The sequence below is a fragment of the Streptomyces sp. NPDC046876 genome (assembly GCF_040645035.1).
Lineage (GTDB): Bacteria > Actinomycetota > Actinomycetes > Streptomycetales > Streptomycetaceae > Streptomyces.
The window spans coordinates 1-15967 of the sequence record NZ_JBEYXK010000132.1; the positions used below are offsets into that span (position 1 = coordinate 1).

The following is a 15967-nucleotide window of genomic DNA, read 5'->3' on the forward strand; positions in this document are numbered from 1 at the left end:
GCTTTCCAGCCCCGCCGGCGTTTGAGGCGCGGGGTTTGGGGCGGAGCCCCAAGAAACCCGGCTCCGCCGGGCACCGGGCTCGGCCCGGACCCTCCCCCAGCTACCGCTGGGGGTACCCCCAGCCTCAAACGCCGGCGAGGCTGAGATTGCCGGCCCTCGGCTTCGAAGGCTGGCGAGGCTGAAGGTGCCGGACCCGGCTTCGAAGGCCAACGGGCAGGCAGCCGCCCGGGTTACGACGGGCGGGTGGCGATGGCCACCGTGGCCCAGAGGTCCTCCGACGTGGTCGTGCGGGCGGGGAGGCCGGCTGCGGCCAGGGCTTCGGCCGTGCGGGCGGCTTGGCGGTCGCTCGTCTCGATCAGCAGGTGCCCGCCCGCCGCAAGCCACGGCAGGGCGCCCGCCGCGACCCGGCGGTGGATGTCCAGCCCGTCCCGGCCGCCGTCCAGCGAGACGAGCGGCTCGTGGTCGCGGGCCTCCCCCGGCAGCAGGGGTATCTCCCCCGTCGGCACGTACGGCGCGTTGACCACCAGCACGTCCACCCTCCCCCGCAGCCCCTCCGGCAACGCCTCGTACAGGTCGCCCTCGTGGACCCGCCCCCCGTACGGGGCCACGTTCAGCCGCGCGTACGCCAGCGCCGCCGGGTCGATATCCGCCACGTGCAGCTCCACCCCGGCGCCCAGCTGCGCCGCGACGGCCGCGCCGAGGGCGCCCACCCCGCAGCACAGGTCCAGCACCACCGCGCCCGGCCGAGCGGCCGCCAGCGCCACCGCCTCGCGCACCAGGAACTCGGTGCGCCGGCGCGGTACGAACGCCCCCGCCCCCACCCGCATCCGCAGCCCGCAGAACTCCGCCCAGCCGACGACGTGTTCCAGCGGTTCACCGCCGGCCCGACGGGCCACCAGGGCCGCCAGGTCGGCGTCGTCCTGCGCGGCCGCGGCCAGCAGTTCGGCCTCCTCCTCCGCGAAGACGCAGCCCGCCGCGCGCAGCGCGTCCACCACCGATGTCATCGAAGCCATCCTCACTTGCCCCATGTTCCCGCAGGTCAGAAGATGTCCGGGCACCAGGGGCGCCGGGCCGTCCGGAACACCGCGTCCGCGAGCTCCAGCGCGCCCGGCCGCTCCTCGGCCACCTGCCCGAGCGCGCCGAGCCGTACCGCGGACTCGTCGCCGAGGTAGAGCGAGCCGAGCGCGGCCGCGCCGAGGGTGAGGTCCGCGGGCTCGTCGGTGCGGGTGCAGGTCCCCTTGCCCGCGTCGAGCCGGTAGCGGCCGGCGGCCGGCCCGCCCGGATCGGCGACGTCCAGGACGAGGGTCCCGGGCACCGCGTACGTCCGCGCACCCAGCGCCCGTACGACGTCCAGCACCCGCACCCACAGGAAGTCCGCGGCCGTCACGAGCCGGGCCGAGCGCGGGTCGGGCAGCAGCCGGGCGACCAGGTCGTCGGGGGCGCGGTAGCCGGTGCGGACCTTCAGCACCCAGTCGATGGAGCACAGGAAGTGCCACAGGGCGCGCTCGGCGGCCGGGGTGGCCGCGAGCAGCTCCTTGACCTGCAGCGTGTTCAGCGGGACCTTCGCTTCCGTCCAGTGGTCGTCGGCCGCGTACGCGACCAGGCCCTGCACCTCGCCGTCCGCCGCCCGGTACACGGCGTGCATCCTGTGCCGGTACGGGCGGAAGGACGTCTCCTCCACACCCGTGGCCAGGTTCCACCACCGCTGGTCGCGGCTGATCATGCCGTGGCGCTCGGAGCGCATCCGCCCGTGCAGCCCGGGGCCGACCCGGCGCGCCTCGGCAACGTCCACGATCTCGATGCGGCCGCCGTCGCCGGGCCCCGACCAGCGCGGGTCCAGTCCGGTGCGCGGGACGTCGATCTCCCATTCCGAGACCGACGTGGCGGGCCCGTACCCGTACCGCCCGTAGATCGGGTATTCGGCGGCTATCAGTGTCGACAGCACGTCCCCGCGGGCGACGGAGGCGTCCAGCTCGGCGGCCATCAGCCGGGTCAGCAGGCCCCGGCGGCGGTGCGTGGGCAGGACGCTGACGTTGGTCAGGGCGCTGGAGGTGACCTCGGCCCCGCCGGGCACCGTCACCTCCTGCCGGAAGGAGCGCAGGGTCGCCACGCAGGCACCGGTGTCGGGGTCGAAGGCGCCGTGGGCGCGGGTGAGGTCGCTGTACCGGGCCCGCTGGGCGACGTCGGAGTCCGTCAGGGGAGTGGCGTTCAGGAAACCGGTGTTCACGGTCCCCATCCAGGCGGGGAATTCGGATTCGGCGATCGGCCGGACGTCAGCACTCATAGCCGGTCACGCTAATCGGCCCGCCCGCGCCGCGTCGCCGCAATTTCCCCAGGCCCCGGCCCCCGCAGCCGGCCCGCTCACGCCAGCAGGTCGTCCACCTGCGCCTCGCCGTCCCGGTAGCGCCGGGTGATCTCCGCGGTGCAGTCGTCCACCGTGCGCTGCAGCTGCTGCCGGCGCCGCGAGACCTGCTGCTCGTAGCCGACCAACGCGGCCATCGCGTCGTGCAGTTCGCCGTCCGTACGGGCGTCGAGGTCCGACAGCTCGACGTCGGACAGCATCTGCGCCGCCAGCAGCCGGTACTCCTCGCTGTGCGGGGTGCCCAGCGTGACGTGCCGGGCGGAGGCACTGCGGCTGCTCGGGGCGTCGGCGAGGATCTCCGAGAGCCGGTCCACCACCGGCGGTTCGGGAGCCGCCGGGGCCTCCGGGTCCCTGCGCCGGGCCAGTTCGGCCCGCAGGATGTCGATGCGGCCCTGCAGGAGTCTGCGGACGTAGCTCAGGTCGGCCTCGTCGCGCTGGGCGTCGCGGCGCAGCGCGCGCAGCTCCGGCAGCCCCAGCGCGGTGGCGGGCGTGGTCGGCGCCTGCTCGTCCGGGGTGCGCTGCGCGGGCGGTGCCGGTGCAGCAGGTGCGGGTGATACGGGTGTGGAGGTACCAGAAGGATTCATGTGACGTGTCCGTCCCCTCGACCGGTGCATGGGGTCTCCCCCGGCCCCTGGGACCGGGGGGAAGCACCGCCTGCGTGCATCGTGCCACTCCCCGTGGTGCCGGAGCGGCCGGTGCCACCCGATCGGCCCTGGACACGTGCGCGCCTGGTACACAGGTGGTATGCGAGCAGTGGTGCAGAGGGTGGACGGCGCGCGCGTCGTCGTGGCCGGCGAGACCGTGGGCGAGATCGTCGGCGAGGGGCTGTGCGTCCTGGTGGGGGTGACCCACGACGACACACCGGAGAAGGCGGCGCAGCTGGCGCGCAAGCTGTGGTCGGTGCGGATCCTGGAGGCGGAGAAGTCCTGCAGCGACGTGAACGCGCCGCTGCTGGTGATCTCCCAGTTCACGCTGTACGGGGACGCCCGCAAGGGCCGGCGCCCCACGTGGAACGCGGCGGCGCCCGGCCCGGTCGCGGAGCCGCTGGTCGACGAGGTCGTCGCGCAGCTGCGGGCGCTCGGGGCGACGGTGGAGACGGGCCGGTTCGGGGCGGACATGCGGGTCTCGCTCACGAACCACGGCCCGTTCACGGTCATCGTCGAGGTCTAGCGCTGTGGCCGGGGGTGCCGTAACCCCCGCAGTCGCTACGGCGCGACGACGACCTCCTGCGCGGCGGCCGTCTTCCCGGCGAGCAGCGGCGCGTCCACCGGCACGTTCCGCTTGACCAGCGCGAGGGCGATCGGGCCGAGCTCGTGGTGGCGCACGGCGGTGGTCACGAAGCCGAGCTGGCGGCCCTCCTCCCCGTCGGCGGCGAGCCGGACCGGCGCGCCGTGCGGCGGCAGGTGCACCTCGGAGCCGTCCAGGTGCAGGAAGACCAGGCGGCGCGGCGGCTTGCCCAGGTTGTGGACGCGGGCCACCGTCTCCTGGCCGCGGTAGCAGCCCTTCTGCAGGTGCACGGCGGTGCCGATCCAGCCGAGCTCGTGCGGGATGGTGCGGTGGTCGGTCTCCAGGCCGAGCCGCGGCCGGTGCGCCTCGACGCGCAGGGCCTCGTACGCGAGGAGGCCGGCGGCCGGCCCGTGCGCGGCGGCGAAGGCCTCGAGCCCCTCGCGGGGCAGGAACACGTCCCGGCCGTGCGCGGTCTCCCGTACGACGTACTCCTTCGGCAGCTCGGCGATGGAGCCGGCCGGCAGGTGGACGACGGCGAAGTCGGCGGTGCGGTCGGCCACTTCGACCCGGTAGAAGAACTTCATCGACTCCAGGTAGGCGATCAGCGCCTCCTGGGTGCCGGGCTCGACGTGCGCCCAGACGGTCTCGCCGTCGTCGACGAGGTAGAGCGCGTGCTCGATGTGGCCGTTCGCGGAGAGGATCAGCGCCTCGGTGGCCTGCCCGGGCGGGAGTTCGGTCACGTGCTGGGTGATCAGCAGGTGCAGCCAGCTCAGCCGCTCCGGTCCGGTGACGGTGACGACCCCGCGGTGGGACAGGTCGACGAAGCCGCGGCCGTCGGCGAGGGCGCGCTGTTCGCCGTAGAGCTCTCCGTAGTGGGCGGCGACGCCCTCGTCACGGCCTTCGGCCTGCACGGCGCCGGGGAGGTTCAGCAAAGGGCTGGTCATGGGGCCAAGCCTACGACCCTGCCCTGCGCGAGCGTCACGGTGTTTGACGGCGGTGTTCGGCGGCGTCCTTGCGGCAGAGCCCGAAGATCGCGAAGTGCTTCATGTCGGTCTCGAAGCCGAAGGTGGCGCGGAGCTTCTCGGTGAACTCGGCGGCGATGTCCACGTCCGCCTCGATCACCTCCTGGCAGTCCCGGCAGACCAGGTGGATGTGGTGGTGCCGGTCGGCGAGGTGGTAGGTGGGGGCTCCGTGCCCGAGGTGGGCGTGCGAGACCAGCTTGAGCTCCTCCAGGAGCTCCAGCGTGCGGTAGACGGTGGAGATGTTGACCCCCGAGGCGGTCTTGCGGACGTGGGCGAGGATCTCGTCCGGCGTCGCGTGCTCCAGGGTGTCGACCGCTTCCAGCACGAGCTGGCGCTGCGGGGTCAGCCGGTATCCGCGCTGGCGCAGGTCGCTCTTCCAGTCCGCGCTCTCGGGGCTCGCGGGCTTCTCGGCGCTCTCGGGGCTCTCTGGGCTCTCGGGGCTCACCACCCGGCCAGTGTAAGCGCGCGAAGGGGACCCCGGGCCGGGCCGGGGTCCCCTTTCGAGATCATGGTCAGCGGAAGAAGGCGATGCCGTCGTCCGGCATGTCCGGGAGGTTGCGCGCCATCTCGGCGACCTCCTCGGGCGTGACGACCTTCTTCAGCTGGGCCGACATGTACGGGCGCAGCTCGACCTCGGGCGTGGCCTTCTCGCCGACCCACATCAGGTCGCTCTTGACGTAGCCGTACAGGCGCTTGCCGCCGCTGTACGGGCCGGAGGCGGCGGTGCGGGCGACGGCGTCGGTCGCCAGGTCGATCTGCGGCTTCTGGTCGGCGAGCTCGCCGTACCAGACCTCGACGACGCCCTGGTCGCGGATCATGACGACCTCGACCTTGCGGTCCTTGTCGATGCGCCAGTAGCCGGACTCGGACTCCAGCGGCCGCACCTTGTTGCCCTCGGTGTCGAGGACCCAGGTGCGGGACGTGTACTCCAGGAAGTCCCGGCCGTCGTGGCTGAAGACGACTTCCTGGCCGAAGTTGCACTTCTCGTCACCGGGGAAGTCGAAGACTCCCGCGCCCTCCCAGGTGCCGAGGAGGAAGGCGAGGGGGACGAGACCGGGGTTCAGGTCGGACGGGATCTGGATCATGAATGGCTGCTCAGGCGATCTGTGGGAGGGGGCTTGCGGGTCCGGGGGCGGCCGATCGGGGGATCAGCGCTGGCCCTGGTACAGCTTCTTCACGGCGAGGCCGGTGAAGGCGAGGACGCCGACGCAGACCAGGACCAGCAGGGAGGTGAAGACTGCCTCAAGCACGGGGTGCTCCTCGGAGGGTTTCGGTTGGCGGGTACGGGCCGGTCCCCAAGCCTACTGGCCTGGGGGCCGCCGCACTCCGTGAGGTAGGCCGCAGCCCGTCACCTCGCCCCGGACGGCCCCGGCCGCCTCAGCCCAGCAGCTGGCTCTGCAGGACCACCGTCTGGTGGAACGGGACGGTCGCCGCGCCGCCCTTCCGGCTCTGGACCAGGACGCCCAGCACGTCACCCGCCCGGAGGCAGCCGAGCCTGCTCTGCTCCTCCCCCGTACCCGGCTTGACCTCCTGGTACAGGGTGACGTCGGTGCTGTCGAGGGTGCCGGCGCCGTCGGGGCCCTGGGCCTGGGGGTCCAGGCCGGCCTGCTGGGTCTTCGCCTCGCGCCAGGCCAGGTCCAGTTCCAGGGCCGGGGCACCGGCGAGCCGCGTGTTGGTGTCGCAGCCGCGGAAGGCGTCCACGAAGCCCGCCGAGTGGAAGCGCAGCAGGTAGACACGGGTACGGGTGCCGTCCGGCATGGTCCAGCCGCGGGCGGCGATCTGGCGCAGCCCGTCGTACTCCAGGCCCTCCTTCAGCTTGGACCGGCTCTCGGGCTCGTACTCCTCGAGGAAGGCGTCGGCGGACACCAGCTGGTCCTTGTCCGCCTTGAGGCCGGGGTCCGGCCGGGCCCCCGACGGCGGCGGCAGCAGCAGGGCGGCGAGCGGCGCGTAGTGCGTCTCGGCCTTGTTGTCCGGGCCCTTGGCCAGCGGGGCGCCGGCGGGCAGCGCGGGCTTGGCGAGGGCGGGGTAGGCCCAGCGGCCGTCGCCCTCGGTGGCCAGGCCCGGCAGGTCGGTGCGCTCGGCCCGGGTGATCCCGTACGCGGTCCCCGCGCCGACGGCGGCGAAGGCGACGGCGGCGGCCGTCCACCGCAGCACTGCCGCGCGCCGGCGGCGGCCCTGCGGGGCGGCACCGGCGACGGGTGCGGCACCGGCCGGTGCTGCGGCCTCGACGGGGGCTGCGGCTTCGGCGGGTGCTGCGGCTTCGGCGGCGTCGGCGGTGTTCTGCTCGGTCACACGGACTCCCCGGGGGACTTCAGGTGGTTCAGCTGCTGCTTGAACAGGCCTACGGCGTCGTTCGCGGAGAACGGCTTCGGCCCGTACGCCCGGAAGCTCACCAGCACGTCGCCCTGGAGTGCCTCGCACGCCAGGGTGTCGATCTTGTCCTTCTCCTCCTTGCGCTCCTTGCCGACGGCCTGGAGCACGCATTTGGCGTCGGGGAAGCCCTCCACCTTCGGCGCATCGCGGTCGTCCCCGAGCAGGGCCATGACCTTCTTGCTGAACTCGGAGAACCGGGCGAGGGTCTGCGGGTCGGCCTGGGTGAGCTGGATCTCGGCCACCACGTGGTCGCGCTGCAGCAGGTAGCTGCGGCCGGCCAGGCCCTTGAGCTTGAGGTCGGCCAGCGCCTTGTCCCGGTCGGCCTTCCGGTCACCGGAGAGGCCGGTGTCCCCGTCCTTGAAGGCCTGGAGCGCGCGCTCGGCCGGGACGTAGTAGTCGTTGCCCTCCTCGTACAGGTCAGGGCCGGGAACGTAGCCCGTCGGCATCGGCAGCAGCTTGGCCGTCAGCTCGTTCGGCGGCACGCTCGCGCCCGGGGTCGCCGGACCGCTGGGCACGGGCCTGGGACCGTCCGCGACCCAGTACCGGGTCGGCGCGGTGCGGTCGGCGTCGGCGATCCGGCCGACCGCCCAGAGGGCGCCGCCGGCGAGGAGCGCGAGGCCGACCCCGCCCGCGACCAGGGCCGCGGTCCTGCGGCTCCGGGGCGGGGTACCGGGCGCGCCCGGGGCCGCCGCCGCGCCGTCCATGCCGTTCCCGCCGTTGTCCTGCAGGTCGCTCACAGCCGCTCCCACTGTCGCTTGGCCAGGTCCACGACGTCCTTCTCGTCGATGACGCCCCGGTTGTCGAAGTAGCTGATCTCCATGACGATGTCGCCGCGCCGGGCGAGGACCCGGGCCGACTTGGTCGGGAGGTAGCCCGGCTTCTCCTTCTGGCCGGAGTCCACCCACAGGTGGCCGTACTCCGAGGGCACGCCGGGCAGGTCCTTGCCGTCGTTGCCGGCGTACCGGTCCTCGGACATGTAGCGGTGGGCGTGCTGGTACCAGTCGGCGCCGGAGCGGTCGCGGTACTGCAGCAGCCGGATCGTCACGTAGTCCCGGTCGTCCTCGGACCAGCGGACCATGGCCACGCGCCGCACGTCGTGCTGGAGCTGGGAGGCGAGGCCGCCGTTGGGCTTCTCGTAGTAGTCCGCCGCGTACTCGTCCGGGGACTCGGAGCCGGACTCGACGACCTTCGCGCCGCCGGGGGCCTCCAGCAGCAGCTTGGCGAGGTCGTCGTCCGTCTTGTGCCAGCGGTTGGCGTTCAGCGCGCGGGCGCTCGCCGACTCGTTCGGGGCCTGCGGCTTCGGCTGGGTCAGGTGCTGCTGGGCCAGCGGCGGCAGCGGCGTCGGCTTGCGCCCGTACTGGATCGCATAGCCGGTGACGGAGCCGGCGAGGACCCCGAGGGCGGCCCCGGCCGCGATCAGGGCGGCGGTACGGCGGCCCCGGCCGCGGCGCGCGGCATCGGGCTCCGGCTCCGGCTCCGGCTCCGGCTCCGGCTCCGACACAGGCACCGGCACCGGCACCGGTTCTTTCCGCAGGTCGACGGCGGTCTGTTCGTGTTCCAAGAAGGTCCCCCCCCACAGGACTGTGGGCACGGATGATCACCGTGCACAGTCTTGACATGTACCGGAGGGGAGTGGTTGTGCGGAACCGTATTACGTTTCGGTACGGCGGGATTCAGTCCTTGCGGCGCGGCTTTCCGTCCAGTTCGTCCCACCACTCGTCGGACTTCGGGTCGCCCGTCGGGTCGTCCCACCAGCGGTCGTCCGGGCCGCGGCGGTTCGCGACCATCGCTGCGACCGGCGGGATGACCATGGCGACCACGCACAGGGCCACGGCCGCCTCGACCGAGAACAGCCGCACGAAGGCCCAGGCGGACACGAACAGGAACAGGCATCCGCCCATGAGGAGGAAGTAGGCGCGGCGCCGCCGGGCGTACATGCCTCCAGGGTAGGGCCGGCCCCTGCGAATACAAGCGTGCGGACGGCGCGAAGGGCCGCACCCCGTTCCAGTGGCGTCCAACCCCCGGGGGTGCGGCCCTTCGGCCGGTTTGCGTCGCGCCCGCTGTCGGGCTCGGCCTCAGACCGCGATCGCCACGTCCGTGACGCCGCCGGCCTCGGCGACGACCACGGCGCGGTCGGCCTGGCCGCCCGGGACGAGCGCCCGCAGCGTCCAGGAGCCGGTCGCGGCGTAGAAGCGGAACTGACCGGTCGCCGAGGTCGGGACCTCGGCGGTGAACTCGCCGGTCGAGTCCAGCAGCCGCACGTAGCCGCTGACGGGCTCGCCGCCACGGGTCACCTGGCCCTGGATGGCCGTCTCACCGGGCTTGAGCGTCGAGAGGTCGGGCCCGCCGATCTGTGCTCCACACATGTTCTCTGTCCTGTCCTAGAGAGGTCGTACTCGTTCTACGGGGCGTCGCGTGCCCGGGATTACTTGTTGGCGCCCAGCTCGATCGGCACGCCGACGAGGGAGCCGTACTCGGTCCAGGAGCCGTCGTAGTTCTTGACGTTCTCCTGGCCCAGCAGCTCGTGGAGCACGAACCACGTCAGGGCCGAGCGCTCACCGATGCGGCAGTAGGCGATGGTGTCCTTCGCCAGGTCGACCTGCTCGTCCTCGTAGAGGGCCTTGAGCTCGTCGTCGGACTTGAAGGTGCCGTCGTCGTTGGCGTTCTTCGACCACGGGATGTTGCGGGCGCTGGGCACGTGGCCGGGGCGCTGCGACTGCTCCTGCGGCAGGTGGGCCGGGGCGAGGAGCTTGCCGGAGAACTCGTCGGGCGAACGGACGTCGACCAGGTTCTGGGCGCCGATGGCGGCGACGACGTCGTCGCGGAAGGCGCGGATCGAGGTGTCCTGCGGCTTGGCCTTGTACTGGGTGGCCGGGCGGTTCGGGACCTCGGCGCCGTCGACCAGGTCGCGGGAGTCGAGCTCCCACTTCTTGCGGCCGCCGTCGAGGAGGCGGACGTCCTGGTGGCCGTAGAGCTTGAAGTACCAGTAGGCGTAGGACGCGAACCAGTTGTTGTTGCCTCCGTAGAGGACGACGGTGTCGTCGTTGGAGATGCCCTTGGCAGACAGGAGCTTCTCGAACCCCTCCTGGTCGACGAAGTCGCGGCGCACCGGGTCCTGGAGGTCCTTCTTCCAGTCGATCCGGACGGCGTTCGCGATGTGGTTCTTGTCGTACGCGGCCGTGTCCTCGTCGACCTCGACGAGGACGACGTTGGCGTCGTTCAGGTGGGCCTCGACCCAGTCGGCGTCTACGAGGACGTCGCTGCGGCTCATGGTTTCTCCTCCGGGGCAGTGTGCGGCGGGGCGGTGCAGGCGCTGACGGGAGTCGCCTGCGGGTGCTGCTGGTGCGTGCCGCGGGTCGGGGCTCCCGGATGCACTGCGCGGGGAGGCGTCAGTGGGCAGGGGGGAGCGGCGGTGCTGCGGTCACGCGGGAAGGACGGTCGTCCGGCGGGTGGAGCGGATGCGCTCTCAGGTCACATGGATCGACAGAGCATGGCGGCGACGCGACACAGGTCTACTGCCCGTCGCTTCGTGAGGTCCGCCTGCAGATGCTTCATAGCCATGGATCGTAGGGACGAACCGGCCGCCCTGTCACCGGCGTGTCATATTCCGAGACAGGATCGTCCGGATTCTGGGATCGGGTGGCCCGGGAGCGGCCGCCGCACGGCCCCCGGAGCCCTCCGTACGGTCCGCCCTTCTGCGGATCGGACCGCGGCGTCTCACGATCCGGCCAGCGCCAGGTCCGTACCGCTCAGCTTGAGGTGGATGCCGGACTCGTCCGAGGTCAGCCCGGTCAGCTGGAGCCCGACCGGCAGGCCGTCGTCGAGGCGGCGGTCGAAGTCGGTCTTCTTGCGGACCGCGCCCTCGATGCCGGGGATGCCCTCGCCCGGCACCGCATCGGCCCGGACGCGGACGAACTTGCCGCCGCCCTTGCCGGCCCCGCCGCCCTGGCCCTCCTTGGCGTCCACGAGGGTGACGGTGGAGACCACGCTGCGCGTGAAGGTCTGCCCCAGGATGTTCACCGAGGCGGTGACCTTCACCTTGTCCGGCGCCCCGCCGTAGGTGAGCTTCGCCCCGCTCTGCGAGGCCTCGGTCAGGTCCGGGTACGTGATCAGCGCGGAGCCCTCGGCGCGCTGCGCGGTGCCGCCGCTGTAGTCCCCGTTCAGCTTCACCCCGCGGAAGGTGGCGTCGAGCTGCGTCAGCCGCGTCTTGCGGCCGTCCGCGACGGCGTCGACGCCCTTGAGCTTCAGGTCGACCCGCTCGAGGTCGTGGCTGAGCGCCTGGGTCAGGAACGGGAACCCGTGGATGTCCACCTCCGCGGACCCGGCCAGCCCCTGGCGGGCCCGTATCCGGTCGGCCAGCTGATCCTCCGCGTAACTGACGGCGAAACGGTCCGCCGCCACGAACAGACCGCCCAGCACCACTGTGATGATCACGACGAAGCGCAGGAAACGCACGTGCCTCTCCCCCTGATAGACCGGAAACGAACGTGCGTCCTAGTGGACCATGGTCGGCCGCCGCAGGCCGGGAGCCGGGGCCGTCGGCCGGGAGTGACGGCCCGCGGCCGCCGTCAGCCCACCACCCGGCCGATCAGGTACACGGCGGGAGCGGCCGCCGCGAGCGGCAGCGCCACACCGGCCGTCATGTGCACGAACTTCGACGGGTAGTCGTACGCCGCCACGCGCAGCCCGATCAGCGCGCACACCCCGGCGGCCAGGCCGAGCAGCGCCCCGCCCACCCCGATGGAGGTCAGCCCGCCGACCGCGACGCCCGCACCGGCGGCCGCGGCCAGCGAGACCCCGACCGACGCGGCGGGCGGCAGCGGCACGGCCCGTACGAACGCGGCGACCGCGACGGCGGCCGCGCCGACGGTGACGGCGGCGGAGTCCGCGGCCAGGTAGCCGGCGCACGCGATGGCGAGGGCGGCGGAGGCCACCGAGGCCATCAGGCCGTACATCCGCTCGTCCGGATCGGCATGGCTGCGCAGCTGCAGGACCAGCGTGAGCAGCACCCACACGCCGAGGGTGCCGATGATCGCGCCGGGGCCGTACGCCTCGTCCACCGCGAAGACGGCGCCGTCGGCGACGAGCGCGCCGAGGAAGGCGAGGGCGATGCCCTGGCGGGCGGGCCACATGCCGTTGAGCCGGAACCAGCCGGCCGCGGTGAGGCCCTGCAGCACGACCAGCGGCGCGAGCAGCGCGAGGTCCGCCACGGCCGCGCCGCCGGCGAGCAGCAGACCGAGGGCGGCGGTGAGTATGGCCGACTGCGGACCCGGGTCGATGATCGGCGAAAGGCCCTCGGCGCGGGCCCGGGCCGGGTCGACGGCGCGCATGGTGTTCCCGCCGAGGGTGGGCGGCGAGTACTCCGGCTCCTCCTCCGGAGCCGGCTGGGCGGAGGGGGCTGCGGCTGCGGCTGCCCCGTGGGCGTGCGGGGCGTGCGGGGTCTGCACGGGCTGCGGGGTCTCCTCGGGGGCGGCCTGCGGCGGGAGGTATGCGGTGGTCTCGGCCCAGTCGGGCCCGGGGGCGGCGGAGCCGCGGGGGGCGGGCGCCGGGGCGGCCGGGGCCTCGTCGCGGAACCAGCCGTCCGGGACCGCGCCGGTGCCGCCGGAGCCCGCCGGCGGGACCGGCGGGAGGTAGGCGGTCTCGGCGGCGCTGAGGAGGCTCTCCTGCACCGGCGGCAGGTACGCCGTCTCCGCGGCGCTCGGGGGCGCTTCCTGCACGGGCGGCAGGTACGCGGTCTCGGCGGCCCAGTCCTGGACCGGGGCGGCGGACGGAGCCGGGGCGGCGGGGGCCTCGTCCCGGAACCAGCCCTCGGGCACGGCGGGAGCTGCGGGAGCGGCGGGCGCCGGGAAGTGCTGCCCGGCCTGCGGCTGCGGGTCGGCGGGGCCCGGGTACGGCGGGAGGTAGGCGGTCTCGGCGGCGCCCAGGGGCGCGCCGCCCTGCACCGGCGGCAGGTACGCGGTCTCCGCGGCCCAGTCCTGGACCGGGGCGGCGGCCGGAGCCGGGGCGGCCGGGACCTCGTCCCGGAACCAGCCCTCGGGCGCCACGGCCTGGCCGGGCACCCCGCCCAGCGGCGACTGCACGGGCTGCTGCTGCACGGGCTGCTGCTGCACGGGCTGCTGGACCGGCTGGTAGCCGGTGTCCCAGGTGTCCGCCTGCCAGGTCTGCGTTCCCCACGGATCGGGGTCCTGCGGCCCGTATCCCTGCGGCTGGGGCCGGGGCTGCGGCTGCTGCTCCTCGGGGGTGCCGGGAGTGCTCGGAGTGCCAGGAGTGCTCATGGGGTTCCGCTCACCCGCCCGCGAACGGCGGGAGCACCTCGACGGTGCCCCCCTCGGTCAGCAGGACGGCATCGTGCGGGCGCTTGCCCACGGGCTCGTCGTTCACGAGGAAGGAGCAGCGCAGCAGCACCCGGGTCAGCTCCCCGGGGTGGCGTTCCCGCACGGCGTCGAGCGCCTCGGCCAGTGTCCGCGCCGAGTACGGCTCCTCCGCCGTGTGGGCCGCGGCCTTGGCCGCCGCCCAGTAGCGGATGGTTCCGGTTGCCACTGCAGCTCCTATCGTCGGCTCTCTACCGTCGGCCTCCATGATGACCCCTCCCGGCCGCAGGTCCGGTGTGACTTCACGCCCCCGGCGTGCGCCCGGGCGGCCCTGCGAAGCTCCGCCGAACCGGTGAAACCGGGGCATACGCTGGGTACAGGGGTGGCGCGGACCACAGAAGAGGTGGAGGTGGAAGCCTCGGCCTGCCACCGGCAGGTGGGCTATTCTGCTGGCGAGAGGATCCGGGCAACGTTGCCCCCGGGTCCTTTTGTGCTTTCAGCACGTTGAACGGACCGAGAACAGTGGCACCCGACCGGGCCTCAGGGCGCGGGGACCGGACGGCCGCCACGCACTGCGCACCACGTACGAAGCAGTACCGCGAAAGTCCTCGACGGGACCGAGGAGGAACCGACGTGACGGACCAGCGAACCGTGCACCATCGACCGACCCGGGCAGGTGGTCGGGCATGAGCTCACTCCTGCTGCTGACCAACGCCCTCCAGCCCTCCACCGAGGTGCTGCCGGCCCTCGGCCTGCTGCTGCACAACGTGCGTGTGGCCCCGGCCGAGGGCCCGGCCCTCGTGGACACCCCCGGCGCGGACGTCATCCTCGTCGACGGCCGCCGGGACCTGCCACAGGTCCGCTCGCTGTGCCAGCTGCTGCGCTCCACCGGGCCCGGCTGCCCGCTGATCCTCGTCGTCACCGAAGGCGGCCTCGCAGCCGTCACAGCCGACTGGGGCATCGACGACGTCCTCCTCGACACCGCCGGACCGGCCGAGGTCGAGGCCCGGCTGCGGCTGGCCACCGGCCGCCAGCAGCTCGGCTCCGACGACTCCCCCATGGAGATCCGCAACGGCGACCTCTCGGTCGACGAGGCCACGTACTCGGCGAAGCTGAAGGGCCGGGTCCTGGACCTCACCTTCAAGGAGTTCGAGCTCCTGAAGTACCTCGCCCAGCACCCGGGCCGGGTCTTCACCCGCGCCCAGCTCCTGCAGGAGGTCTGGGGCTACGACTACTTCGGCGGCACCCGGACCGTGGACGTGCACGTCCGGCGGCTGCGCGCCAAGCTCGGGCCCGAGCACGAGTCGCTGATCGGCACCGTCCGCAACGTCGGCTACCGCTTCGTCACCCCGGAGAAGGTCGACCGGGCCGCCGCGGAGGCCGCGGCGCAGGAGGCCTCGGGGGCCTCCTCGGGAGCGGTAGCCCACATGGAGGAAGAGCGTGTGACGGTCCACTCCCCAGGACGCCCTGCCCAGAGGTAGGTCACCCCGCGTAGACTCCGGGGCGTGGCCAAGGTGACGCGGGATGACGTGGCGCGACTTGCGGGTACTTCAACCGCCGTCGTGAGCTACGTCATCAACAACGGACCCCGGCCGGTCGCCCCGGCCACGCGCGAGCGTGTCCTCGCCGCGATCAAGGAGCTGGGCTACCGCCCGGACCGGGTCGCCCAGGCGATGGCGTCGCGGCGCACCGACCTCATAGGCATGATCGTCCCGGACGCCCGCCAGCCCTTCTTCGCGGAGATGGCGCACGCGGTCGAGCAGGCCGCCGCCGAGCGCGGAAAGATGGTGCTCGTCGGAAACTCCGACTACCGGGACGAGCGCGAGGTGCACTACCTGCGCGCCTTCCTCGGCATGCGGGTGTCCGGGCTGATCCTGGTCAGCCAGGGCATGAGCGAGCGGGCCGCCTCCGAGATCGAGGCGTGGGACGCGCGGGTGGTGCTGCTGCACGAGCGGCCGGAGGCGATCGACGACGTCGCGGTCGTCACGGACGACATCGGCGGCGCGCAGCTGGCCACGCGCCACCTGTTGGAGCACGGGCACGAGTACGTCGCCTGCATCGGCGGCATCGAGAACACGCCGTCGGTCGGCGACCCGGTCGCCGACCACGTCGAGGGCTGGCGCCGGGCGATGCTCGAGTCGGGCCGCTCGGTGGAAGGCCGGCTCTTCGAGGCCCCGTACAACCGCTACGACGCGTACCGGGTGGCTCTGGAGGTCCTGGCGGGCCCGAACCGCCCGCCGGCGATCTTCTGCGCGACGGACGACCAGGCGATCGGTGTGCTGCGGGCGGCGCGCGAGCTGCGTCTCGACGTCCCCGGTGACTTGGCCGTCGCCGGCTTCGACGACGTCAAGGAGGCCGCCCTGACGGACCCGCCGCTGACGACGGTCGCCTCGGACCGGCCGGCGATGGCTCGCGCCGCGGTCGACCTCGTCCTCGACGACGGCCTGCGGGTGGCCGGCTCGCGCCGCGAACGCCTGAAGCAGTTCCCGTCGGCCCTGGTCATCCGCCGCTCCTGCGGCTGCGTCTGACTCCGTCCGGCCCCGAGCCCCGGCCCGGCACCGGGCCGGGACCCGCCGCTGCGCGGAGCTTCTCCCCGCCCCGCCCTTTCGCCGTATCCCGGGGCTCCGCCCCGGACCCCGCGCCTCAAACGCCGGCGGGGCTGATTTCAGCCC

Annotated in this window: 19 protein-coding genes; 3 read left to right on the plus strand and 16 right to left on the minus strand. The window is 73.3% G+C overall.

The window, feature by feature from the left end; genetic code table 11:
* Positions 1–230: 230 nt before the first annotated feature.
* The 3 genes from ABZ924_RS35100 to ABZ924_RS35110 all read right to left on the minus strand — a co-directional run bounded on the left by ABZ924_RS35100 (position 231) and on the right by ABZ924_RS35110 (position 2946).
* On the minus strand, positions 231–1013 hold the full coding sequence (locus ABZ924_RS35100) for a putative protein N(5)-glutamine methyltransferase (protein ID WP_361919192.1): 783 nt from the start codon (positions 1011–1013) through the stop codon (positions 231–233).
* Between the two features lie 26 nt (positions 1014–1039).
* Entirely contained in the window at positions 1040–2284 is a 1245-nt protein-coding gene (locus ABZ924_RS35105; protein WP_361919194.1) for a GNAT family N-acetyltransferase, read from the minus strand.
* 77 nt (positions 2285–2361) lie between these two features.
* Positions 2362–2946, minus strand: coding sequence for an AmfC protein (locus ABZ924_RS35110; RefSeq protein ID WP_361919196.1), 585 nt, complete (start codon positions 2944–2946; stop codon positions 2362–2364).
* Between the two features lie 160 nt (positions 2947–3106).
* Here ABZ924_RS35110 and dtd point away from each other — a divergent pair, with 160 nt between their 5' ends.
* On the plus strand, positions 3107–3532 hold the full coding sequence (dtd, locus tag ABZ924_RS35115; protein ID WP_361919198.1) for a D-aminoacyl-tRNA deacylase: 426 nt from the start codon (positions 3107–3109) through the stop codon (positions 3530–3532).
* 35 nt (positions 3533–3567) lie between these two features.
* Here the strand turns inward: dtd and ABZ924_RS35120 are convergent, their stop codons facing one another.
* From ABZ924_RS35120 to ABZ924_RS35180, 13 genes are all read right to left on the minus strand, one after another.
* Positions 3568–4533 carry a folate-binding protein gene (locus tag ABZ924_RS35120; protein WP_361919200.1) on the minus strand — a complete coding sequence of 322 codons (966 nt, stop codon included), beginning with the start codon at positions 4531–4533 and terminating at the stop codon, positions 3568–3570.
* Positions 4534–4567: 34 nt separating this feature from the next.
* Positions 4568–4978 (minus strand): transcriptional repressor, encoded by a 411-nt coding sequence (locus ABZ924_RS35125; protein WP_361919225.1) that lies wholly within the window; start codon positions 4976–4978, stop codon positions 4568–4570.
* Positions 4979–5123: 145 nt separating this feature from the next.
* On the minus strand, positions 5124–5696 hold the full coding sequence (locus ABZ924_RS35130) for an FABP family protein (RefSeq protein ID WP_361919202.1): 573 nt from the start codon (positions 5694–5696) through the stop codon (positions 5124–5126).
* 292 nt (positions 5697–5988) lie between these two features.
* Complete coding sequence (locus ABZ924_RS35135) at positions 5989–6903, minus strand: hypothetical protein (RefSeq protein ID WP_361919204.1); 915 nt, start codon at positions 6901–6903, stop codon at positions 5989–5991.
* Positions 6900–7721, minus strand: a complete 822-nt coding sequence (locus tag ABZ924_RS35140) for a hypothetical protein (protein WP_361919206.1) — start codon at positions 7719–7721, stop codon at positions 6900–6902. The genes ABZ924_RS35135 and ABZ924_RS35140 overlap by 4 nt, the downstream gene beginning before the upstream one ends.
* The gene (locus ABZ924_RS35145) at positions 7718–8545 is read right to left on the minus strand and encodes a hypothetical protein (RefSeq protein WP_361919208.1); all 828 of its coding nucleotides are present in this window, start codon (positions 8543–8545) and stop codon (positions 7718–7720) included. Before ABZ924_RS35145 ends, ABZ924_RS35140 begins: the two co-directional genes overlap by 4 nt.
* Positions 8546–8657: 112 nt before the next feature.
* Positions 8658–8921 carry a DUF3099 domain-containing protein gene (locus ABZ924_RS35150; protein ID WP_361919210.1) on the minus strand — a complete coding sequence of 88 codons (264 nt, stop codon included), beginning with the start codon at positions 8919–8921 and terminating at the stop codon, positions 8658–8660.
* A gap of 138 nt (positions 8922–9059) precedes the next feature.
* Positions 9060–9350, minus strand: coding sequence for a DUF1416 domain-containing protein (locus ABZ924_RS35155; protein WP_361919211.1), 291 nt, complete (start codon positions 9348–9350; stop codon positions 9060–9062).
* Positions 9351–9409: 59 nt separating this feature from the next.
* Positions 9410–10255 (minus strand): sulfurtransferase, encoded by an 846-nt coding sequence (locus ABZ924_RS35160; RefSeq protein ID WP_361919213.1) that lies wholly within the window; start codon positions 10253–10255, stop codon positions 9410–9412.
* A gap of 200 nt (positions 10256–10455) precedes the next feature.
* The gene (locus tag ABZ924_RS35165) at positions 10456–10545 is read right to left on the minus strand and encodes a putative leader peptide (RefSeq protein ID WP_361919215.1); all 90 of its coding nucleotides are present in this window, start codon (positions 10543–10545) and stop codon (positions 10456–10458) included.
* 156 nt (positions 10546–10701) lie between these two features.
* Entirely contained in the window at positions 10702–11439 is a 738-nt protein-coding gene (locus ABZ924_RS35170) for a DUF2993 domain-containing protein (protein WP_361919217.1), read from the minus strand.
* Between the two features lie 113 nt (positions 11440–11552).
* Complete coding sequence (locus tag ABZ924_RS35175) at positions 11553–13259, minus strand: hypothetical protein (RefSeq protein WP_361919219.1); 1707 nt, start codon at positions 13257–13259, stop codon at positions 11553–11555.
* 10 nt (positions 13260–13269) lie between these two features.
* Positions 13270–13524 (minus strand): MoaD/ThiS family protein, encoded by a 255-nt coding sequence (locus ABZ924_RS35180; RefSeq protein ID WP_179173447.1) that lies wholly within the window; start codon positions 13522–13524, stop codon positions 13270–13272.
* A gap of 457 nt (positions 13525–13981) precedes the next feature.
* Between ABZ924_RS35180 and ABZ924_RS35185 the strand changes: the two genes are divergently transcribed.
* Together ABZ924_RS35185 and ABZ924_RS35190 are read left to right on the plus strand one after the other, a co-directional pair.
* Positions 13982–14776, plus strand: a complete 795-nt coding sequence (locus ABZ924_RS35185) for a response regulator transcription factor (RefSeq protein ID WP_361919221.1) — start codon at positions 13982–13984, stop codon at positions 14774–14776.
* A 24-nt stretch (positions 14777–14800) separates the two neighbouring features.
* Positions 14801–15823 carry a LacI family DNA-binding transcriptional regulator gene (locus tag ABZ924_RS35190; RefSeq protein ID WP_361919223.1) on the plus strand — a complete coding sequence of 341 codons (1023 nt, stop codon included), beginning with the start codon at positions 14801–14803 and terminating at the stop codon, positions 15821–15823.
* Positions 15824–15967 lie beyond the last annotated feature (144 nt).

Excerpts from the sequence above, each read along its gene's own strand:
- ABZ924_RS35100 (WP_361919192.1), bottom strand. The coding sequence starts at position 1,013 with ATGGCTTCGATGACATCGGTGGTGGACGCGCTGCGCGCGGCGGGCTGC.
- ABZ924_RS35105 (WP_361919194.1), bottom strand. The coding sequence starts at position 2,284 with ATGAGTGCTGACGTCCGGCCGATCGCCGAATCCGAATTCCCCGCCTGG.
- ABZ924_RS35110 (WP_361919196.1), bottom strand. The coding sequence starts at position 2,946 with ATGAATCCTTCTGGTACCTCCACACCCGTATCACCCGCACCTGCTGCA.
- dtd (WP_361919198.1), top strand. The coding sequence starts at position 3,107 with ATGCGAGCAGTGGTGCAGAGGGTGGACGGCGCGCGCGTCGTCGTGGCC.
- ABZ924_RS35120 (WP_361919200.1), bottom strand. The coding sequence starts at position 4,533 with ATGACCAGCCCTTTGCTGAACCTCCCCGGCGCCGTGCAGGCCGAAGGC.
- ABZ924_RS35130 (WP_361919202.1), bottom strand. The coding sequence starts at position 5,696 with ATGATCCAGATCCCGTCCGACCTGAACCCCGGTCTCGTCCCCCTCGCC.
- ABZ924_RS35150 (WP_361919210.1), bottom strand. The coding sequence starts at position 8,921 with ATGTACGCCCGGCGGCGCCGCGCCTACTTCCTCCTCATGGGCGGATGC.
- ABZ924_RS35155 (WP_361919211.1), bottom strand. The coding sequence starts at position 9,350 with ATGTGTGGAGCACAGATCGGCGGGCCCGACCTCTCGACGCTCAAGCCC.
- ABZ924_RS35160 (WP_361919213.1), bottom strand. The coding sequence starts at position 10,255 with ATGAGCCGCAGCGACGTCCTCGTAGACGCCGACTGGGTCGAGGCCCAC.
- ABZ924_RS35165 (WP_361919215.1), bottom strand. The coding sequence starts at position 10,545 with ATGGCTATGAAGCATCTGCAGGCGGACCTCACGAAGCGACGGGCAGTA.
- ABZ924_RS35175 (WP_361919219.1), bottom strand. The coding sequence starts at position 13,259 with ATGAGCACTCCTGGCACTCCGAGCACTCCCGGCACCCCCGAGGAGCAG.
- ABZ924_RS35185 (WP_361919221.1), top strand. The coding sequence starts at position 13,982 with ATGAGCTCACTCCTGCTGCTGACCAACGCCCTCCAGCCCTCCACCGAG.